The organism is Ferrimonas marina, from assembly GCF_900129905.1.
In the GTDB taxonomy this organism is placed as follows: domain Bacteria; phylum Pseudomonadota; class Gammaproteobacteria; order Enterobacterales; family Shewanellaceae; genus Ferrimonas; species Ferrimonas marina.
In genome coordinates, this window is sequence record NZ_FQXG01000005.1 from 117395 (window position 1) to 137275 (window position 19881).

Sequence of the window (19881 nt, forward strand, 5' to 3'; positions counted from 1 at the left end):
GGCTCACAAAGAAATAACAATAAATGGATTCAACCCGCATCGAATTGATCAGTGTGGTGCAGTCGCGGCTCAAGGGCCACGCACACTCGAGCAATAACAAGACCCACGGCATGGCCTCAATAAACGAGCTGAATGCCCCCAGCAGTGAGCTGGCCGATCTCAACCTGGTGTTTCACAAGGCTCCGTCAGAGCTGCCTCCGCTGACCGACAACTGCTGGGTGATCAGCAATGCCGACAGCATCCCCCAAGGCAGGCATCTGAAGCTACGTTGCGGCTCCCTGTGGGCCCTGATCGACGCCATCATCTACAGCTGGCTCACCGAGTTTGATGCCCTGCCCATCGACGAGGTGTTCGTCGAACGCCACGTCTACGGCTTTGGTGCCGTCACCCGATGCTCCACTCCGGACTGCCCGCCGCCGCTGACCGAGGCAGAAAGCTACCGTGGCTACCTGCTGGGCTGGCCGGATGCAACGCCGAAGACGCCGGAGTGGGCCCGCAAGGTCACCGGGCTGGAAAGCAGTGACATTCGGGCCCTGGCCGCCGAGCTGGCTAAGGCCGAACACCCCCGCTTCCAGTGTGCCAGCGACGGCGAGAACGCCTCCAAGTACTGGCAGCTGCTGCCACTGCTTAAAGGCCAGTACACCAGCAACAGCTGGAGTGCAGACTAACCCCCATACGAAAAAAGGCCGCCGGATCCCTCCGGCGGCCAGTTCGGCTGGTAAGCCAGCCTCTTCTTATCGCTGCTCTAGGGCAGCTTTCACACCGGCTGCGTAAGCCACGTCCGCCTGGCGGAAGTGCTCCAGCATCTTCTCCTGGATATCCATGCTGGCCTGGCCCAGGGTGGAAGCGATGGTGTCAAACAGCGCCTGCTGCTGCTCGCCGTTCATCAGTCGGAACAGATCGCCCGCCTGGGCGTAGTCGTCCTCAACGGTTTTGTCGTAGCGGTCCATGGCACCGGCCAGGTCCATCGGCGGCTCGGCCACCTGGGGCTGCTGAGCCGGGCCCTGCTGGGTGTTGGGACCGTAGTTGACCGAGCTATCGCTGCCCGCGGCGCTGCCGTGGAAGGGGCAACCCACACCCGCCATGGCACCGGCACGCTGGTAGTGGTTCGGCTTGCTGGCATGGGGGCAGTTCACCGGCAACTGGTTGTAGTTGGCGCCAATGCGGTAGCGCTGGGCATCGGCGTAGGCAAACAGTCGGGCCTGCAGCATCTTGTCCGGTGAGGCGCCGACACCGGGTACCAGGTTGGACGGGGCCAGGGCCGCTTGCTCCACCTCGTTGAAGTAGTTCTCCGGGTTGCGGTTCAGCTCCAGAGTGCCGATCTCGATCAGCGGGTAATCCTTGTGCGGCCACACCTTGGTCAGGTCGAACGGGTTGATGTGGTAACGCTCCGCGTCGGCCTCCGGCATGATCTGCACGTTCACCGCCCACTGCGGGAAATCGCCATCCTCGATGCTGGCAAACAGGTCACGCTGGGCGTGGTCCGGATCGATGCCCTTGATCTTGTCCGCCTGCTCGTTGGACAGGTTCTTGATCCCCTGCTTGGTCTTGAAGTGGAACTTGACCCAGAAACGCTCACCCTTGGCGTTCCACAGCGAGAAGGTGTGGCTGCCGTAGCCGTTCATATGACGGTAGGTGGCCGGAATGCCCCGGTCGGACATCAGGATGGTGATCTGGTGCAGCGCTTCCGGGTTGAGTGACCAGAAGTCCCACATTGCCTGGGCATCCTTCATGTTGGTCTTGGGGTTGCGCTTCTGGGTGTGGATAAAGTCGGGGAACTTGATGCCATCACGCAGGAAGAAGGTGGGGGTGTTGTTACCGACGATGTCGTGGTTGCCGTTGGCGGTGTAGAAACGCACCGCAAAGCCACGGGGGTCACGCTCAGCATCGGCGGAGCCGGACTCGCCACCCACGGTGGAGAAGCGCAGGAACACCTCGGTCTGCTTACCAACGCCCTGGAAGTGATCGGCGATGGTGTAATCGGACAGATCCTTGTTCAGGGTGAAGGTACCGTAGGCACCGCTGCCCTTGGCGTGTACCACCCGCTCCGGGATCCGCTCACGGTTGAAGTGCGCCAGCTTCTCAATCAGTTGCCAGTCTTGCAGCATCAGGCCACCGCGGGCACCGGCGCTCAGGCTGTTTTGGTCGTCGGCGATAGGGGCGCCGTTTTGTGCAGTCAGTCGTTCAGTCATGGTGTGCATCCTCGTTATCGACCCAGTTCGTGTCTTAATCCTGGTTTTCGGCGCCGTAGCGCCCCTCAATCCATTGCATCAGGCTGTCCCACATGGTCATGCCCTCCTGTCTATGGATCTAGATTAAGGCGCTGACGGAGTGGAAGATAACGAGTTAATGCGGTTCCCTCATTCGCTTTTTAAGATTAAGAACCATTCTCATAATTGATTTAGGTCAACGAATCGAGACAGCAACCCGGGCAGGGTGCAACGCAAGCGGATGTAATACTGCGGCGAAAACGAAAAAACCGCCCCGAGGGGCGGTTTAGAGGTGAGCGACAAAGCGCTTACTGGGCGTCGTAGCTGGCGTCCCAGTCGCCGTAGTTGGCATCACCGGCCAACACCTTGAGCTCAGCAACATCGCCGTGCACCTGAGTGATCACCCCTTGCACAGCATCAATGACCGCTTGCTGGCTGGCGTCGCCTTCGATAAAGGTAACGGCAACATGGTACCGCTCATTGAAGTAAGCCACGAAGATGTCCCAGCCCTGCTCCACCTGCAGCGCAATCAGGGCGTCGTCCAGGGCATCAAACTGGTCGATGTCCGCCTGGTAACGCAACTCAACACAGCCCTGGCTGAACGGGCCGATGGCCATCTTCTTCAGATGACGGGGCTTGTGGTGACGCTTGGCCACGGGCTTACCCACACTGGGGACAGCGATGATGGACATAGGATTTCCTCGCAAAACAAAGGCGTTATCGCCTGGATGGTCTGGAGAGTATGCCAGGGCGCCGAGTTTGGCAAGGCAGCCGATTGAGCGGGTCAGTCCTGCTCCGACTGAGATCTTGCCTCTACCTCCGTCTCCGCCTGCGGTGGCGACTCAGCGGGCCGAAGATGCTGCTCGATGCGAAAGGGGATGATCAGCAACTCGCACAATACCCGCACGCCAATCGAGCCGCTGAACAGGATCCACAGCCCCATCCAAAGATTGCCGTGAAAGTGACTGGCATGAAAGTAGGCCATGGCGATCACCGCCAGCAGCAACAGCCAATACAACAGGGTGATCAGGGTCGGCGCGGCAAATCGCTCCAGCAGCATCAGGCGTTGTATCAGGGACATAAGAGACTCTCCGCAAGCACTGTGTTGATCAGCCTACGTAACTGACGAGGGTTCAGCCTCTTTTGCCCACCAGTTTATGCCCTTTGGAGACGCAAAAAAGGCACCCGAGGGTGCCTTGTGTGTTTGCAGGGACGGTGGCCACGAATGCCGTCGTGGCCACCTGTTCTAAGCAAGCTTAGAAGTTGTGGTACTTGTCGATACCGAAGGTCTTGCCAGTGTCGTGACAGGTGGCACAGGACTCCGGAGTGGAGATGGTGTACCAGTTGTCGCCAGCAGTAACGTTCAGCTCACCACCGTTTTGCTTCATGTGGTTCAGGGCCGCGTCGTCGTTGTGACAAGCGAAGCAGTTGGCGGTCACAGGGGAGCTCATCACGCCCGCAGTGCCACCGTTGTAGGCCTTGGACAACATGTAGTTGTTCGGGATGGCCGCCAGAGACACACCACCTTCGTGGCAGGACACACAGTTGTCAGCGTTCAGACGGTCAGCAGAGTTCGGCACATTGTTACCTTCCTCATCCTGCTTGGCGCCGGACAGCTCATTACCCACACCCCAGTGCATGGAGTGAACCATGGGGCCGAAGCCCGGTGCACTGTTCTTGGCTGAGCGATCCTGACCGTTGTTGTGACAGGCCATGCAGTCCCAACCGCCATTATCGTAGGAGCCGTTCTTGTGGTAGTTGGTCTCGCTGTTGTGACAAGCGGTACAGGTATCGGCCAGAACCACTTGGCGACGATCGAAGTCAGCCTCTTCGGTGCCGATGGTAACGCCATCCCAAGCAACAACCGGGGAGTAGGCGGTGAAGGACACACCTTCACGACCATCATCGCTCACCCAACCCGCGTGGGAGAAGGTGATACGAGAGCTGGCCATGATGCCTGCCATCTCAACGCCAGCGCCGATCTCAGAGAAGCACAGGGTACGGGTGCCATCTTCGTTATCGATCTTGCCGTAGCTGCTGGCCGGACGGCCCACAACGGAACCTTCGTAGTAACCGTGCAGGTAAGCACTGGTGTACACCAGGGTACCGGCTTCGTACAGCGCCGGGATGTCCAGCATCACAGGAGCTTCGCCGGTGGTGTCATACAGAGCCAGGTCTACACAGTAACCGCCAACAAAGTCGCCAATCGGGTTACCGTAACGGTCGTACACGGTGTACGCCGCGGTGGCATCCCAGTAAGGCGCAGAGACGCTGGTGGAGTGGTTAGCACGGATCGCCTGCTTCTCATCGATCGCCACCTTGGCGGTGTGGATAGCACGTACGTCTACCTCACCCGGTACGATCGGGCCAACCGGCGCAGTGCCGTCGCTGTGACAGTCAACACAGCCCGGGCCAGCGATGCTGGTGTTTACCGGAGACTCGGTGTGACAGGTAGTACAGTTGGTCACCTGGAAGTCCTTCTCGAACTTCTGGTGGTTGATGTGACCAATCTTGGACAGGGTGTTGGTGGCGTAGCCGCCATCTTCTTCGGCACGGGAAACGTTGCCGTGACAGGTCATACAGCCTGCAACGAAGTCCACGTCGCCGTTGATATCAACCGCGGTGTAGCTCGGGTGACGGAAGCTGGAGGTCGCGTAGTCGGTGTGACAGGCGTAGCAGCTTTCGGTGGTGGTGGTGTGGAAGCCTTCCGGCTTGTTCACGACTACCGGCATGGAGCGCGCAATGGCCGCTTCGCCGCCACCGGCACGCAGCCAAACGATCCCTTCCTGATCGGCGGTCACGTTGGGCATCGGCATCACCAGGGTGTACAGGCCGTCTTCGTTCATCTCCAGAGTCGCGCCTTCCAGCGGCTCTTCTGCGGTCACATCAAAGGTGCCGTAACCGCCGTGCTCACCCTCGCCAGAGCGGCTCAGGATCATGCCACGCTCGGTCTGAGCAGAGAATTTGGCTTCCGCTTTGTCCAGGCCCTCAATCAGCAGGCCTTCCGCGTCAGTAGCTTCAAATTCAAAGGTCACCTGGCCGTCTTCTACGGCGTAGTGGGTAACGTTCAGGTAGGTTACATCAGAGGTGCTTACCATGGGGGGCACGTAGCCCGGGCCTTCTGGGCCGGTATCACCCGGTGCACCATCGGCGCCGTCTTTGCCGTCATCGGCACAACCAGCAACCCCGAGGGTCGCGGCGACCAGTAACGCCATGTAAGTCTTTTTGTTCATCATTCATCACTCCCAACAAATAGTCGGATACAAATCCACGCGTATCCGCCACAACAAATTAACTAAATACCCCCATAAAAAAGGGGGGCAAGATCACCAATTGCAACGCCCACTGCGGAAAAGTGAAATTTTCTGATCTAGAGCAAAAAATCACTAACATCACCAACAAGGCGGGCCGCAACAGAACATTCCTCCAAGTTAGTGTTATCAGAGCGGATTCCATTTCATCAATGCCCTTTCGGAGTTCTATTTTCTGCACTTCTGGATTGCCAAAACTGCAACTCTTTCGCCACAAACAAAAAAAGGCACCCGAGGGTGCCTTAAGGTTTTGCAGGGGTGATCGCCGTGGCGCGATCCTTTTCTAAGCGAGCTTAGAAGTTGTGGTACTTGTCGATACCGAAGCTCTTGCCCATGTCGTGACAGGTGGCGCAAGACTCACCGGTGCCGGTCATGTACCAGGTATCATCCGCGGTGATGTTCAGCTCACCACCGTTTTGCTCCATGTGGCTGACCGCTGCGTTACCGCTGTGGCAAGCCACGCAGTTGGCAGTGACCGGCGAGCTCATCACACCAGAGGCCATCTCTTCATTGAAAGCCTTGGACTTGATGTACTGGTTCGGGATAGCCGCCAGGCTGACACCGCCGGCGTGGCAGACCACACAGTTCTCGGCGTTCAGACGGGTCGCGGAGTTAGCAGTGATCTGCCACTCGGTACCAGTCACATTGCCTGCGTCATCCTTCACCTCGACCTCTTCCGACATGATGGCGCCGTTACCCCAGTGCCAGGAGTGAACCAGCGGCCCCAGACCCGGTCCGGTCATCTCAGCAATGTAGGCCTCGCCAGTGGGCTCGTAACGAGCACAGTAAGCGCTGGTGGAGCGGATAAAGCCAGCCGCATTGGCTTCGGCGTCAGTGGCAAAGCTATCGACGCTCAGGCAACGCTTACCACCACGGTCCATACCGTTGTTGTGACAGGCAACACAGCCGGTCACATCCAGGGCGTAGGCGCCGTGCTTGTGGTAGTTGGTAAGGTCGTTGTGACAGGCGATACAGCTGCCTTCAGAGACCACATCCAGACGACGGGCGAAGTCAGTAGTGCTGTCGGAGGCCAGCATGTATACGTTGCTGAAACCGCTCAGACCCGCAGTGTACTTACCATCATCATTGACGTACTTGCTGTCGATGAAATCAACGCGAGCGGATACAGTCAGACCCGGGTGGTAACCCTGGAACGCGGTATCACCGTAGACAGTAGCACCGTCCTTGGTGGCACCCGGACCATGACAGAAGGTCTTGGTACCGTCGTCATTGTAGGTGGCATCGTAGAAGTTATGGCTGCCAGCACGGGCCACCAGGGAGTCGTTGTGGTAACCGTGGATGTAGGAGCCAGCGTAATCCAGCAAGGTGCCGCCGTAATCGGTCAGGTTGTCGTGGATGTTGATGATCTCAGAACCAGCCACATCCCCTGCCGGGCCCTTGTACAGGGTCAGGGTAGAACAGTAACCACCGGGGCTAGCAGCGACGCCAGAATCCGGATTGGAGCTATTGATATCGAAATTCGGACCAGTATAGGTGGCATCGTACTTGATATCAGACAGGGCAATCCAGTAGTCGGCAAACACCGCCTGACGCTCAGTCAGGGCGACTTTATTGGCGTGCAGTTCACGCACATCGTTGCCGCCAGTGCTCGGTGCAATCGGGCCAACCGGCGCGCCACCGTTGTCGTGACAATCGATACAACCCGGGCCCACGATGCTGGTGTTCACCGGCGCCGCATCAGCGTGACAGGTGTAGCAGTTGGTGACCTGGAAGTCTCTGCCGAACTTCTGGTGGTTAACGTGACCAATCTTGGACAGGGTATTGGTGGCGTAACCGCCATCGTCCTCGGCACGGGAAACGTTGCCGTGACAAACCATACAACCGGCGACAAAGTCGACGCCGCCTTCCATGTCATTGGCGGTGTAGCTGGGGTGACGGAAACCTGAAGTGGCGTAGTCGGTGTGGCAGGCGTAACAGGACTCGGTGGAGCTGGTGTGAATCGTGTCGGCCTTGTTCACCACCATCGGCATGGAGCGGGCGATCGCCGCTTCACCGCCACCGGCACGCAACCAGACGATCCCTTCCAGATCGGCGGTGACATTCGCCATCGGCATCACGAAGGTGTACAGACCATCTTCGTTCATCTCCAGGCTGGCGCCTTCGACATTGTCTTCGCTGCCCAGCACAAAGGTGCCATAGCCGCCGTGCTCACCCTCGCCGCTGCGGCTGAGGATCACACCACGCTCGGTCTGCACTGCAAACTTGGCTTCCGCCTTGTCCAGACCCTCAATCAGCAGGCCTTCGGCGTCTGTGGCTTCAAATTCGTAGGTCAGCACACCATCTTCAATGGCGTAGCTGATCACATTCAGGTAGGTCGCATCAGAGCTTTCCACCATCGGCGGCACGTAACCCGGGCCACCTGGCCCCGGCGGTCCCGGTTCGCCCGGTGCGCCATCTTTGCCGTCATCCCCACTACAGCCTGTCACCCCCACCGTGGCGGCGACCAATAAGGCCAGGTAAGTCTTCTTGTTCATAATCTTCATCACTCCCAACAATTTTCGGATACATATCAACGTGAATCCGCCACATCACGTTAACCAACCCCCCCATTGAAAAAGTGGGGAGAGATCACCAAAACCGGGGGTTCTGAGCAGTAAGGATGTTTGGCCAAAAAATGAGGAAAAAGCATCCAATTGTCAGGCAAAGCTGCCAGCTGACATTCACAAGATGCGTCTTGAGGGCATCGATGCCGATGAACCGGATCTACGGGCGAGCCTGCAATTCCCAGAGTCACAATTGAGTCGATCGCGAGGTGAAATGCTGAAGCGGATTTGGGCCAGATGGGAAGAGAGAAGAAAGGCACCCGGGGGTGCCTTGATTTGCAGGGAGGGCCGCCGCTGGGGCGGCCTTAGGTTGCACTTCTATGCGTGGTTAGAAGTTGTGGTACATGTCGATACCGAAGGTCTTGCCTTCCGCGTGACAAACAGCACAGGACTCGCTCGGTACAGCGTCGTACCAATTGATACCCATGGCTTCCAGCTCGGCAATAGAGGCATCGATCTCACCACCGTTCTGCACCATGTGGTTCAGCGCAGCGTCGTCGTAGTGACAGGCGAAACAGTTGGCAGTGATCGGGCTGGCCAACATGTCGGTGTCACCATTGTGGAAGGAACGAGCACGCATGTACTGGTTCGGGATGGCGAACAGGTCAACACCGTCGGCGTGACAGGCTACGCAGTTCTCCGCGTTCAGCTGAGCAGCAGAGTTCTGGACATACACCTCGTACTCGTTACCGTTGCGGTCGGTCTCCATCACGGAGCCACGAACGTTGGCCTTACCCCAGTGGGAACCGTGCACCATCGGGCCGTAACCCGGCCCGTTGCCGGCGGTCCAACCGGTTTGTTCACCAGTGGTGCTGTCGGTCAGCGCGTAGAAGCCGGCTTTTTCTGCGAAGGCGGCAGTCACGAAGGCATCCACCGGCAGGGTCCAGCGGCTGTTACGGTTTTGGCCGTTGTTGTGACAGGCGACACAGCCCAGACCACCGTCGGCGTAGGCACCGTTCTTGTGGTAGTTGCTTTCGCTGGTGTGACAGGTAGTACAGCTGGTGTCATGCACAGACAGGCGACGGTCCCACTTGGTGCCATCGGCGTTGTCGGAGTGGGCATGCAGGGTCACACCGGTGTAGCCAGCGTCCACACCTTCATTGAAGGTAATGCGGGTGCTTGCCATGTAGGTGGCGTCCGGGAACTCGACCATGTTGGTGAAACACATCTTGTATGCGCCATCAACGTAGGAGCTGTTGTAGCTGTTGGTGGAGCGACCCAGGATGGAAGAGTTCTTGTAGCCATGCAGGTAAGCACCGGCGTAAGAAACGGTGCCAGCTTCCTTCAACGCTTCCAGATCCTGTTTCTCTTCCCCTTTGAACAGAGTCAGAGTGGAGCAGTAACCTTCCTCGGTCATAACCGGCGCGGTAACCGATGAGGTGTACTCGGCGCGCAGCTGCTGGTTCTTAGCGATGGTGATACCGGTAGCCTTATCGGCCGCATTAGCGTGCAGTTCACGCATATCGGCGTTCATCGGCATCGGCTGCTCAGACAGGGAGCTGGTGTGACAATCCACACAACCCGGACCACCGAAGGAGACGTTGATCGGCGCTTCTTCGTGACAGGCGTAACAGTTGGTCGGGGCGAAGTCCTTCTCAAACTTCTGGTGGTTCACGTGACCAATCTTCTGCAGGGTGTTGGCGGCATAACCGCCCTGCTCATCTGCGCTGGATACGTTGTTGTGGCAGACCAGGCAACCGGCAACAAAATCCACATCACCATTCATGTCCACCGCAGTGTAGCTGGGGTGCTTCAGGCTGGAGGTGGCGTAATCCACGTGACAGGAGTAGCAGGTCTCGGTGCTGGAGGTGTGCACCATCTCCGGCTTGGTCACGATCAGCGGTTGAGTGCGAGCAATCGCCGCTTCACCACCACCGACACGCAGCCACAGGATACCGGCATCGTCCGCCGCTACGGCGGCCATCGGGTAAACGAAGGTGTACAGGCCGTCTTCGTCCATCTCCAGGGAAGCGCCTTCGGCATTGCTGTCACCGCCCAGGGTGTAGGTGCCGTAGCCACCAATCTCACCGTCGCGGTTCAGTACGATGCCGCGATCGGTTTGAGCAGCAAACTTCACCTCAGCGCGGTCCAGCCCTTCAACCAGGTAGCCGTCTGCATCGGTGATCTCGAATTCCAGGGTCACCTGACCCTCTTCGATGGCGTAGTGCAGCACCTCCAGGTTGGTTACCTCAGCGCTGTCCACCATCGGCGGTACGTAGCCAGGGCCCTGCGGGCCTTCCGGGCCATCGGCACCATCTTGGCCATCTTTGCCATCACTACACCCGGCCAGTGCCACCGCCGCGGCGACGGACATAGCCAGATAGGTCTTCTTATTCATCATCATCATCACTCCAACAATCTCTTTCTGAGAAAGATGCGAACATCTCGCCCAAGCAAGGTATCGGGTGATAAAGCACTGAAAATTGAATTGCCTCACCTATTTTTCACCGCGCCAGCAGTAACCAAGCTCAGCGCGCCCAGCCTCAAGAGGACGAACAAAAAACCAAAGAAAACCGCATCGACAGAAGAAAGCCCCACCCAGGACGGCCCAGGCAGAGCTCGGAGACTGATTAATGACTTGTAAATTTCAGTTGGCGAAATTTAATCTTGCAGCGGGCCGAATGGCGAAGGATTTTATTCAGACCAAGGTAGCCAAGTTGTTATTTTTAAACTGGAAAATTTAGTAAAGGCAGAACCTGTGTCGCTACCGGGATCGCGCAGACAATAAAAAAGGCACCCTAGGGTGCCTTTTCAGTTCGAAGCGAATTCGATGCTTAGCGCTCGAACACGTGGTACTTGTCGATGCCGTGGGACTTGCCCATGTCGTGACAGGTAGCACAGGACTCAGCGGTGGACTGGGTGAACCAGTTGCCATCGTCGCCTTTGCCCTTCTCGGCGCTGATGGTACCGCCGTTGCGCTCCATGTGGCCCAGGGCCGCGTCGCTGTTGTGGCAGGCAAAACAGTTGGCGGTGATCGGGCTGGCCATCTTGGTGTCATCACCGTCGTGGTAGGCCTTGGCACGGATGTACATGTTAGGGATGGCGCTCAGAGACAGGCTGGTGTCGTGACAGGCTACACAGTTGTCCGCGTTCAGGCTGGCCGCCGCATTGTGGATCGGGTTGCCTTCTTCGTCGGTACCACCGGTCACGGTGTTGCCTTCACCCCAGTGCCAGCTGTGCACCATCGGACCGAAGCCCGGGGCGGTGTTCTTGGCGGAGCGATCCTGACCGTTGTTATGACACGCCACACAGGACTCGCCACCGTCGTTGTAGGAGCCGCTCTTGTGGTAGTTGGTCTCGTTGTTGTGACAGGTGGTGCAGCTGTCGGCAGTCACTGCCAGACGACGCTCGTACTCACCGGCCGGAACCAACACATCGGTATCCACCAGGGTCACCACATCGGAGTAGGAGGTAAAGGAGACACCAAACTTGTTGTCGTCGGACTCCCACTTGCGATCCTTGAAGGTCACGCGGGAGGAGGCCATCAGATCAGCCTGGGCGAAACCCTCTGCCAGGTAGGGGTGACAGTAGGCCACGGACAGGCCATCGGCCGCCTGCTGGCTGTCAGACACACCGTGCGGGCTCGGGCGGCCAACGATGGAGTTGTTGTGGTAGCCGTGGATGTAGGCACCCAGGTAGGCCAGCTCAACACCTTCCACATTGCCCTTGTACATGGCGTACAGGTCGGCTTTTTCCGGGGTCTCGCCAGTCACGTCGAACAGGGACACGTCAGTACAGTAGCCACCCACGTGGATGGTGTTGTCGTGCTCCATGGAGAAGTCCGGATCCCAGTACACAGCACTGGTCTCGGTGACGTACTTGGCACGCAGGGTGGCACGATCACTTACGGCACTGTAGGCGCCGTGAGCTTCACGGTAGTCGATCTGCTCGTCGCTCATCACGTCGTAGCTCGGCTCGACCATGGCAACGGCGTGACACTCACGACAGGTGTCGTTGTTACCGTCCAGGTACACCGGCTCTGCGTGACAGGTAAAGCAGTTGGCCGAGGTGTAGTCCTTCTCGAAGGACAGGTGGTTGATGTGGCCAATCTTCTGCAGAGTGTTAGTAGCGTAGCCGCCCTGCTCGTCTGCACGGGAGACGTTGTTGTGGCACACCAGACAGCCAGCAACGAAGTCCACCTCGCCGTCGGTATCGATGGCGGTGTAGCTGGCGTGGCGCAGGCTACCGGTGGCGTAGTCAACGTGGCAGGAGAAGCAGTTCTCGGTGGCGGTGGTGTGCACCGCTTCCGGCTTGGCCACAACCAGCGGCTGGGAGCGAGCGATGTCCGCTTCGCCGCCGCCGACGCGCAGCCACAGGATACCTTCGTCGTTGGCTTCAACCGCCGGCATCGGGTAAGTAAAGGTGTACAGGCCATCTTCGTCCATCTGCAGGGACGCGCCGTCCACCGGCTCTTCGGCGTTCTGCTCGAAGGTGCCGTAGCCACCCAGTTCACCGTCGCGGTTCAGCACGATGCCCTTGTCGGTGTTAGCAGCAAATTTTACTTCCGCCTTATCCAGGCCACCCACCAGGTAGCCCTGGCCGTTGGTCACCTCGAACTCGATGGTCACTTGACCGTCTTCGATGGCGTAGTGCATCACATTGATGCCGGTGACATCGGTACGGTTAACCAGGTTGCCGCCATCAGCGCCGTCGGAACCGTCCTTGCCATCATTACACCCGGTCAGGGCCATGGCAGAGGCCATGGCGAGCGCCAGGTAGGTTTTGTTGTTCATCATCATCATCACTCTCAACATTTCAGGTGCGAGAATTCTCCCTCACGCAATAAGGGTACTCAGAAACTGCATTCAAAACGTTGAGAGGGTTCACCATTAATCTGCTCTTTTGCGGGGAAATATTGACCTTCCTCTAACTCTTGACCGGTACAGGGTGATGCATCCTGAATACCAGTTATTTGGCCATAGATCAGACTGCCAACCTGTTATCATCATTGCCCTTACCCACCACCGTTTTTGCCAACATTGGCAACAAAAAAAAGCCATGGCTTGCGCCATGGCTTTTGCTGGCCTTACGGCCCTTCGTGAGGTTTGCGTCCTTGCAATGAGCTTCCCTTAAATCGTTACTGCCGGCTCAGTGGCAGTCAGCACAGGTGCTGCTGGCATCGTCGTCAGCATCGTGAGTAATGTGACAGTCGGTGCACTCCAGCATGCCGTCATGGTCGACGTGGATCTGGGTCAGATCCGCCAGGCCACCGTGACAATCGATGCAGGTCTGGTTTTCGTATGCCATGTCGGAAGACGGGGCGCCATCCTGGTGACAGGCTTCACAGCCAGCCATGTCGGTATGAGTGTCGGCGACAGAGGCTGCCCAGGCAGACAGGGGCAACATCATGGCGGCAACGAAGGCAATACGCTTCTTCATCATTCAATCCTTAATCAAGCTCAATCGTTATTGGTATTGGTTTTCTATTAGATGGCGGTCATCTGGCCGGCATAGAGAATGAAGTGGCGCAAGGCAAACACGCCGGTCAAACTCAGGATGCACAGGGTGGCGACGAACTCCGGACGGTGGGTCAGCGCCTTGGGCGAGAACCACTGCAGCAGCCAGGGCAGGATCATCCCGCACATCACCACACCACCCCAGAACACGTAGCCCCAGAAGTCACCCATCAGGGCCACCCGAGCTGCCTCACCGCTGACACCGCCGGCAAAGACCAGGCCCAGGAAGAAGGCCACCAGCAGGAACACCTCGGTCATCAGCACCGGCTTCTCGACCTTATGGACAAAGTGGATGTCGCCACTGTCCGCCGGCTCCTTGAAGCACAGCATGCTGAACAGCATGGTGGCTGCGGCACCGGAGGAGGCACCGGAAACCAGGAACAGGATCGGCAGTACCGGGTTGTTAAAGATGGGGAACGCCTTCAGTGCCGACAGCAGGAAGCCGGTATAGGCACCCACCGCAATGGCCAGGAAGATCATCGAGCTTTGCAACGGCTTCTCGAAGCGCTTGATCAGGTCAAACACGGTGCCCACCAGGGCAAAGCGTTGGCCAATCGGCTTCAGAGGCTCGTGGAAGACCGCAACCAGGAAGATGAACATCAGCATGATGTAGACGGACAGCAGCATCACGCCCCAGAACATCACCGAGGTGGGGTTCCAGTAGATCATCATCTTCCAGAACTCGAGAGGCTTGGTCAGGTCGATGATCAGAATGCCCAGACCGATGATCACCGCGATGGGTGCGATCAGTGCCATCCCCTTGACGATGCCACTCTGGTGAGCCGGCAGGCCCTTGTACTCGCGGTACATCTTGGTGGCGATGCCGATCAGGATGGAGCCCGCGGACACACCTGCCAGGAACAGATAGATAGCGATGGGCCAGGGCCACACCATGGTTTCAAAATGCAGTGCAGCAGAGATTGCATTGTCCATCAGATCACCTTCCCTTTACCGTGGGGAACCTTATACAGCTTGGGCTTGGTGCCCAGAGCCACCTTGTCGCGGTAGGTCTGCTTGGCGCGCAGAACCTGGACGATCTCGCTGTTGGGATCATTCAGGTCACCAAAGACCACGGCCTTGGTCGGGCAGGCTTCAACACATGCCGGCGCACGGCCCTCTTTCAGGCGGGTCTTGCGGCACAGGTCGCACTTGTCCACCGCCTTGGTCACCGGGTCGACGTAGCGAACGCGGTAGGGGCAGGCTGCGATGCAGTACTGACAACCCACGCACTTGTTGGCCACCACGTCCACCACGCCTTTTTCATCACGGATGCAGGCACCGGTGGGGCACACGGAGACGCAGGGTGCGGTTTCGCAGTGAACGCAGCTTTGGCGGTCAAAGCGGTAGTGCTTGTCGTCGCCTTCGCCCAGCGGGCCTTCGCGAACGATATTGAGGCGAGAAACCCCTTCCGGCACATTATTGGCCTCACGACAGGCCTCAGAGCAGGCTTCACAACCGATGCACTTGGTCTGGTCAAACACCAGCGCCAGGTTTTCTTTTTGAGGCTCAGCCTCGGAGCCGGTGGTGGCAATGGTGACCACCGGGATTGCCGCGCAGGCCGCACCGCCGGCAAGGAAATGACGTCGAGACAGTTTCATCAGTTGTCCTCCTGTTCCGTCATGGCACCATGGCAATCCACACACAAAGCGGTACGTTCACGCTTCTCCAGGTTGGCCATGGGATCCTCGCTCGGGTGCAGCTGGTGACACGCAGCGCAGGACAGGGTGTTCAGGTGGACATCGTGGGTCCAGTCTGCATCCCGCAGTTTGTCCGGGCGGTGGCAGCGCACGCAGGTTTGATTCTGGTCGACGACATCGGTTTTCTTCCCTTCACCGAAATAGATCATCGCTTCTTTATTTCTTGGGTGACCGTCTTGGTCGCCGTGACAACGCACACAGGAAAGGCCGTTGGCGCCAATATTCCCGTGCGCCCCTTCCATTGCACCGTTGCGCTTATGACAGCGCATACAGGCATCGTCCGAGGCCAAGGCCGGGGTGCCTACCGAGGCAAACACCAGCGCCAGGGCGGCGCTTTTCAATAATGTTGGAATCTTCATCTCATCCCCTTGGAGCAAAAGGGGCCCAAGTCGGGCCCCAATGTCGGCATCAAGACTTGGCCATTTCCGCTGTGTTGGACACGGTGTTCGTGGCCTTCTCCTTTTCCTCGCCTTTCAGGAACTCGTAACCGCCAACCACCAGTGCAGACACCAGGTAAGGCAAGCCAATAAAGAGAACAAAGAAAATAAAGAGATAAGGAACAATAACAGTTAAGAAAGTACCGAAGCTCATAGTAACCTCCTGTTGGAATATTGAGGTGGCAAATCATTTTGCCTTTTCCTCGGTTCAAATTATTAAACGGGACACCGATTAAATAATGTGATCCAGCGCATCCGAAACGACGATTTTGAAATCCGGAAGTCAGAAAGCAGAGCGCGATTCCAATTGCAAAAATAAAAATCCAAAAGACCAAAATGCAAAAAACCGAGACGGAATTACTGAAAGTGCCAAGATGAAATTTCATTAAGTGTAATTTGCGGCAAGGTGCTTTTCACAAGGCATTTACCTGCGAACGATAAAAAGTTTCACTGCCTTTGGCACCCAAGTCGCACTCAAATCACAAAGTAAAGTTCTTCCCCTGCGTGACATTCCAGAATTACTCATTGTCATACTTTTTCATTGGCAATTCTCATATATTAAGTTTCAGGTGAAAGCCGCAGACTGAGGGAACCAGCAATGAACAGACTTCGCGATATCAATATCTTCACTATTAAAGTCTTTGTGATGGTGTACGAGTCATTGAACTCATTGTCGGTTGCCAACAGCCTCAATGTGCCGCCTTCCAAGATCAGCCGCTGCCTCTCTGCGCTGCGCCACGCCCTGGACGATAAGCTGTTTATCCGACGCCAGTATGGCTTTGAGCCTACGCCCATGGCGGACAAGCTCTACCCCTACTTTCAGCAGATGCTGACCTTGTGCGACCAGGCCACTGAGAACTGCGAGCGCAACCAGGGGCAGGCCAAACGCAACTATGTGGTGTGCGCGCCGCCAACCCTGTCAAACCGCTTGGCCGCCATCTTGCGCAAAAAAGCCGGTGAGAATAATTTTGATCTCTCTTTGAATGTCCGCCCTCTGACCACCAATTCTGGCGATGACCTCATTCAAAGTCGTGCAGACCTGCTGCTGGCAATGAAACCATGTGAGAAGGAACAGACCGACTCACAGCACGTCAGCATGGGAGAGATGACCTATGTGGTCGGCCGTAAAGACCACCCTATCTGGCAGCGTCCCCGCCATAATATGCTGCAGGCGATCATCAGCTATCCCTTCCTGATCACCGAGTGTGCCGCCTTTAATGACCGCATCGATCCCCTCGAACTCTACGCCATGGACCATGGCCTCAAGCTAGAGTTAGCAGGCAAGGCCAGTGCCCTGTCCGAGGTCAGTGAATTCTTGGAGGAGAGCGATGCCTTGACCTTCATCGGTTCTCACTGCGCGGCAGAATTTCTGGATGCGATGCCGCAGATCCGCGCTCAAACACTCTCTCCAGTAGAATACGAACTCTTACACGAGCGTCAGACTCAGCCCAACTACTACAGCATTACTCGCCGAGATGATTCCGGCTTGCCGCCCTGGTTCCGCGATGCCGTTCACGAATTCATTCGGGGTAACGTTTCCGCTCTGGCGAGCTAATCAATCAAAGCGGCGTGCTCAGCACGCCGTTTTCACCTTTGGAGATGACATTGGTTATCATTCCTCTTTTCAGTTTTAAGATTCGCAGGATACACAATTAGATAACACGCCTCCGCAAAACAATGATGAAGATCACGCAACTAGTTCGCCCGCCACGTTCGTTATTTCGCTCTTCTTTAATAAATTTGTTATTTGCAAAAATATTAATTAATTAGATATTTTGCGGAACAGTTCAAAAGACACCTTCACTAAATATAGCCATCCCTACTTGTTGATTCTTATTCCCAACATCCCACACACTCCATACCCTCGCCCGACAACAATAATCTGCAAGCCGGTGCGGAGGGTTTATACTTACCGGCGCTTTGACGATCACCACTCTCAGGTTTTCCCATGTCCCTCTATATCGATGTCAGTGCCGACGACCCAGAGAATGCCCTGTCCCTCTCCCGCGAGCTGGTGCACAGCTGTCGCCAGGAGGTGGGCACCGACGCCAGCCTGGTAGAGGGCCCCCATCAATCCGGCAGCAAAGGTGCCGCTGAGCTCTCAACTCTGCTGTTGGAGGTACTGTCCGCCGGGGCAGTGCCGGTGCTGATCGAGGTGCTCAAATCGGTGCTGCATCGCAACCCGGGGGTCACCATCCAGATCCGCAATGACCAGGGCGAGGCGGTCAACCTGGATGCCGACACCATCCATCAAGCCGCCACCGAACAGGCCCTGCGCAAGGCCGTGGATTGAGCGATGACGGCGCAACGACACGCGGTGCTGATCGGCAACGATCACTTCCCCGATGACAGCCACAAACTCAGCCCCCTGCGCTGCCCGGTGGCCGACGTCGAGGGATTGGAGGAGCAACTGGGTAACCAGGCCAAAGGGGGATTCTCCTCGGTCCGGGTGCTGAAGAACGAAACCTCCAGCCAGGTAAAACTGGCCATCTATGAAACCTTCCGCCAGGCGGGTAGCGATGACTTGGTGTTGATCTACTACTCTGGCCACGGCAAGCAAAATGCCGAGGGCGTGCTGCACCTTTCCACCCTGGATACCCGCTGTGATCTGCTGGAGCCCACCTCGGTGGACGTCGGGGTGCTGCGCCAATACGCCAAGAACTCCAAATCCAACAAGATCGTCTTTATCCTCGATTGCTGCTTCTCCGGTGCCATTGCCGGCGCCTTCGCCAAGGGCGCGGTGGAAGACCAGCTGCAGATGATGCGCACCGAGGGACGCGGCACCTACATCATGACCGGCTCCACTGGTATCCAGGTGTCGCTGGAAAAGGAGGAGGATCGCTACAGCGTCTTTACCAAATACCTGATTGAGGGGCTGAAAACCGGTGAGGCCGACAGCAGTGGCGACGGCACCATCACCATCGATGAGTGGTACGACTACGTCAATCAGCGGGTGCGCAACGACAGCCCCCAGCAGCCGTCGAAGTGGTCCTTCGATGTACGTGGGGATCTGATCATCGCCAAGAGCGGCAAGGTGCCACGCCAGGAGCGGGCCAAGGCGATCAAGCGCAAGCTCTACCGCCTGGCCGGGGAGGAGCAGATCCCCGAATCCCTGTTAGAGCATGCACGCCAGATCGCCCAAACCGAGCCCTCAGCCCTGAACGAAACCGAGCAACGACTGGATGCCTTGCTCAGCCAACTGCTCAAGGACAAGCTGTCGATCCCCCAGCTTATCTACCAATGGGGCGCCGAGCAGCGCTGGCAGGAAGCCCCGCTGCCCACCTCGCCACCACCGGCCAGCAAGGTGTCGCCACTAAAGTCCATCAGCACGGTGGAGGAGCCCCCCAGCAAGGAACCTAAGCTCGATACGGTCGCCTCACCCATCCGCCCGGATCCGGCCCAGCGGCTGGACCCGGAACCCCGTGCTGCCGCTCCAGCTGCTCCAGCGGATAAGCCCGGCGGACGTGGGGCGGGTTTGGCGATCCTACTGGCACTGGTGATCGCCGGTGCGCTGGCCTACGGCCTCTATCTGCATGACAGTCAGCCCAGCGCTGTCACTGAACCGCCGGTCGCGAAGCCGACCCCCTCCCCTACCGCGACCCAGCCGGATCACAGCGCCGCCATGAAGGAAGCCTTCCAGGCTTACCAACAGCAGCGCTACCAGGAGGCTTACCGTCGCTACCAGGAGCTCGCCGCCCAGGGCAACATCAAGGCGCAGTACAATCAGGCGATGATGCTAAACAAGGGCCAGGGCACCGAGCAGGACGTCACCGCCGCCATCCACCTGCTTCGTCCCATCGCCACCGATGAGTACCCCAAGTACCAGTACTACCTGGCACGCATCTATGTCGACCACCCCACCCTGGACCCGAACTACCGCACCACCCACCGCCTGCTGCAAAGCGCCGCGGCCGGTGGCAACCTGTTTGCCCAGGACTTGATGGGCACCCTGCACCGCGATGGCCTGGGGGTTCCAGCTAACCTCGATGAAGCACAACACTGGTATCAGCAGGCGGCGCAACAGGGCCATCGCAATGCCATGGTGCATCTGCGCGATCTGCTGCTGCAGGAGCCCACCGCCGAGTCGCAACAGCAGGCCACCTACTGGCAAAACCAGATTGAGCAGCTCTCCTCCAACAACCCATGAACGGCCAATCGAAATCACAATGGTTTTCAGCTGAAGAAATTTACGCGCCTTTTCATCAC

The 19881-nt window shown here is 57.7% G+C and carries 16 protein-coding genes; 4 read left to right on the forward strand and 12 right to left on the reverse strand.

Annotated features, from left to right (window positions below; translation table 11 throughout):
* Window positions 1–23 precede the first annotated feature (23 nt).
* Complete coding sequence (locus BUC04_RS12905) at window positions 24–668, forward strand: hypothetical protein (RefSeq protein ID WP_067661050.1); 645 nt, start codon at window positions 24–26, stop codon at window positions 666–668.
* A 66-nt stretch (window positions 669–734) separates the two neighbouring features.
* On the opposite strand, the gene BUC04_RS12910 is transcribed toward BUC04_RS12905, so the two are convergent.
* The 12 genes from BUC04_RS12910 to BUC04_RS12965 form a co-directional block, all read right to left on the reverse strand.
* Window positions 735–2192, reverse strand: coding sequence for a catalase (locus tag BUC04_RS12910; protein ID WP_067661259.1), 1458 nt, complete (start codon window positions 2190–2192; stop codon window positions 735–737).
* Between the two features lie 326 nt (window positions 2193–2518).
* Window positions 2519–2902 carry a hypothetical protein gene (locus BUC04_RS12915; RefSeq protein ID WP_067661047.1) on the reverse strand — a complete coding sequence of 128 codons (384 nt, stop codon included), beginning with the start codon at window positions 2900–2902 and terminating at the stop codon, window positions 2519–2521.
* A gap of 92 nt (window positions 2903–2994) precedes the next feature.
* A complete protein-coding gene (locus tag BUC04_RS12920) occupies window positions 2995–3291 on the reverse strand; it encodes a hypothetical protein (protein WP_067661045.1) in 297 nt (98 codons plus the stop codon).
* 175 nt (window positions 3292–3466) lie between these two features.
* Entirely contained in the window at window positions 3467–5443 is a 1977-nt protein-coding gene (locus BUC04_RS12925; RefSeq protein WP_306305294.1) for a multiheme c-type cytochrome, read from the reverse strand.
* A gap of 371 nt (window positions 5444–5814) precedes the next feature.
* Window positions 5815–8016 carry a multiheme c-type cytochrome gene (locus tag BUC04_RS12930; RefSeq protein ID WP_234977405.1) on the reverse strand — a complete coding sequence of 734 codons (2202 nt, stop codon included), beginning with the start codon at window positions 8014–8016 and terminating at the stop codon, window positions 5815–5817.
* Between the two features lie 397 nt (window positions 8017–8413).
* Window positions 8414–10429 carry a multiheme c-type cytochrome gene (locus BUC04_RS12935; protein WP_306305293.1) on the reverse strand — a complete coding sequence of 672 codons (2016 nt, stop codon included), beginning with the start codon at window positions 10427–10429 and terminating at the stop codon, window positions 8414–8416.
* 430 nt (window positions 10430–10859) lie between these two features.
* Complete coding sequence (locus BUC04_RS12940; protein WP_306305292.1) at window positions 10860–12821, reverse strand: multiheme c-type cytochrome; 1962 nt, start codon at window positions 12819–12821, stop codon at window positions 10860–10862.
* A gap of 352 nt (window positions 12822–13173) precedes the next feature.
* Window positions 13174–13464 carry a cytochrome c3 family protein gene (locus BUC04_RS12945; RefSeq protein ID WP_067661038.1) on the reverse strand — a complete coding sequence of 97 codons (291 nt, stop codon included), beginning with the start codon at window positions 13462–13464 and terminating at the stop codon, window positions 13174–13176.
* 47 nt (window positions 13465–13511) lie between these two features.
* Window positions 13512–14474 (reverse strand): cytochrome c nitrite reductase subunit NrfD, encoded by a 963-nt coding sequence (gene nrfD, locus BUC04_RS12950; protein WP_067661034.1) that lies wholly within the window; start codon window positions 14472–14474, stop codon window positions 13512–13514.
* Complete coding sequence (locus BUC04_RS12955) at window positions 14474–15139, reverse strand: 4Fe-4S dicluster domain-containing protein (RefSeq protein WP_067661032.1); 666 nt, start codon at window positions 15137–15139, stop codon at window positions 14474–14476. The genes nrfD and BUC04_RS12955 overlap by 1 nt, the downstream gene beginning before the upstream one ends.
* Complete coding sequence (locus BUC04_RS12960) at window positions 15139–15597, reverse strand: cytochrome c3 family protein (RefSeq protein WP_067661030.1); 459 nt, start codon at window positions 15595–15597, stop codon at window positions 15139–15141. Before BUC04_RS12960 ends, BUC04_RS12955 begins: the two co-directional genes overlap by 1 nt.
* A 49-nt stretch (window positions 15598–15646) precedes the next feature.
* The gene (locus BUC04_RS12965) at window positions 15647–15829 is read right to left on the reverse strand and encodes a hypothetical protein (protein ID WP_067661029.1); all 183 of its coding nucleotides are present in this window, start codon (window positions 15827–15829) and stop codon (window positions 15647–15649) included.
* A gap of 444 nt (window positions 15830–16273) precedes the next feature.
* On the opposite strand from BUC04_RS12965, the gene BUC04_RS12970 reads away from it, so the two are divergent.
* From BUC04_RS12970 to BUC04_RS12980, 3 genes are all read left to right on the forward strand, one after another.
* Window positions 16274–17230: a LysR family transcriptional regulator gene (locus BUC04_RS12970; RefSeq protein WP_067661027.1), complete on the forward strand. Its 957-nt coding sequence runs from the start codon at window positions 16274–16276 to the stop codon at window positions 17228–17230.
* A 393-nt stretch (window positions 17231–17623) separates the two neighbouring features.
* Window positions 17624–17968, forward strand: coding sequence for an effector-associated constant component EACC1 (locus BUC04_RS12975; RefSeq protein WP_067661025.1), 345 nt, complete (start codon window positions 17624–17626; stop codon window positions 17966–17968).
* A 3-nt stretch (window positions 17969–17971) separates the two neighbouring features.
* Window positions 17972–19822: a caspase, EACC1-associated type gene (locus tag BUC04_RS12980; RefSeq protein WP_067661023.1), complete on the forward strand. Its 1851-nt coding sequence runs from the start codon at window positions 17972–17974 to the stop codon at window positions 19820–19822.
* Window positions 19823–19881 lie beyond the last annotated feature (59 nt).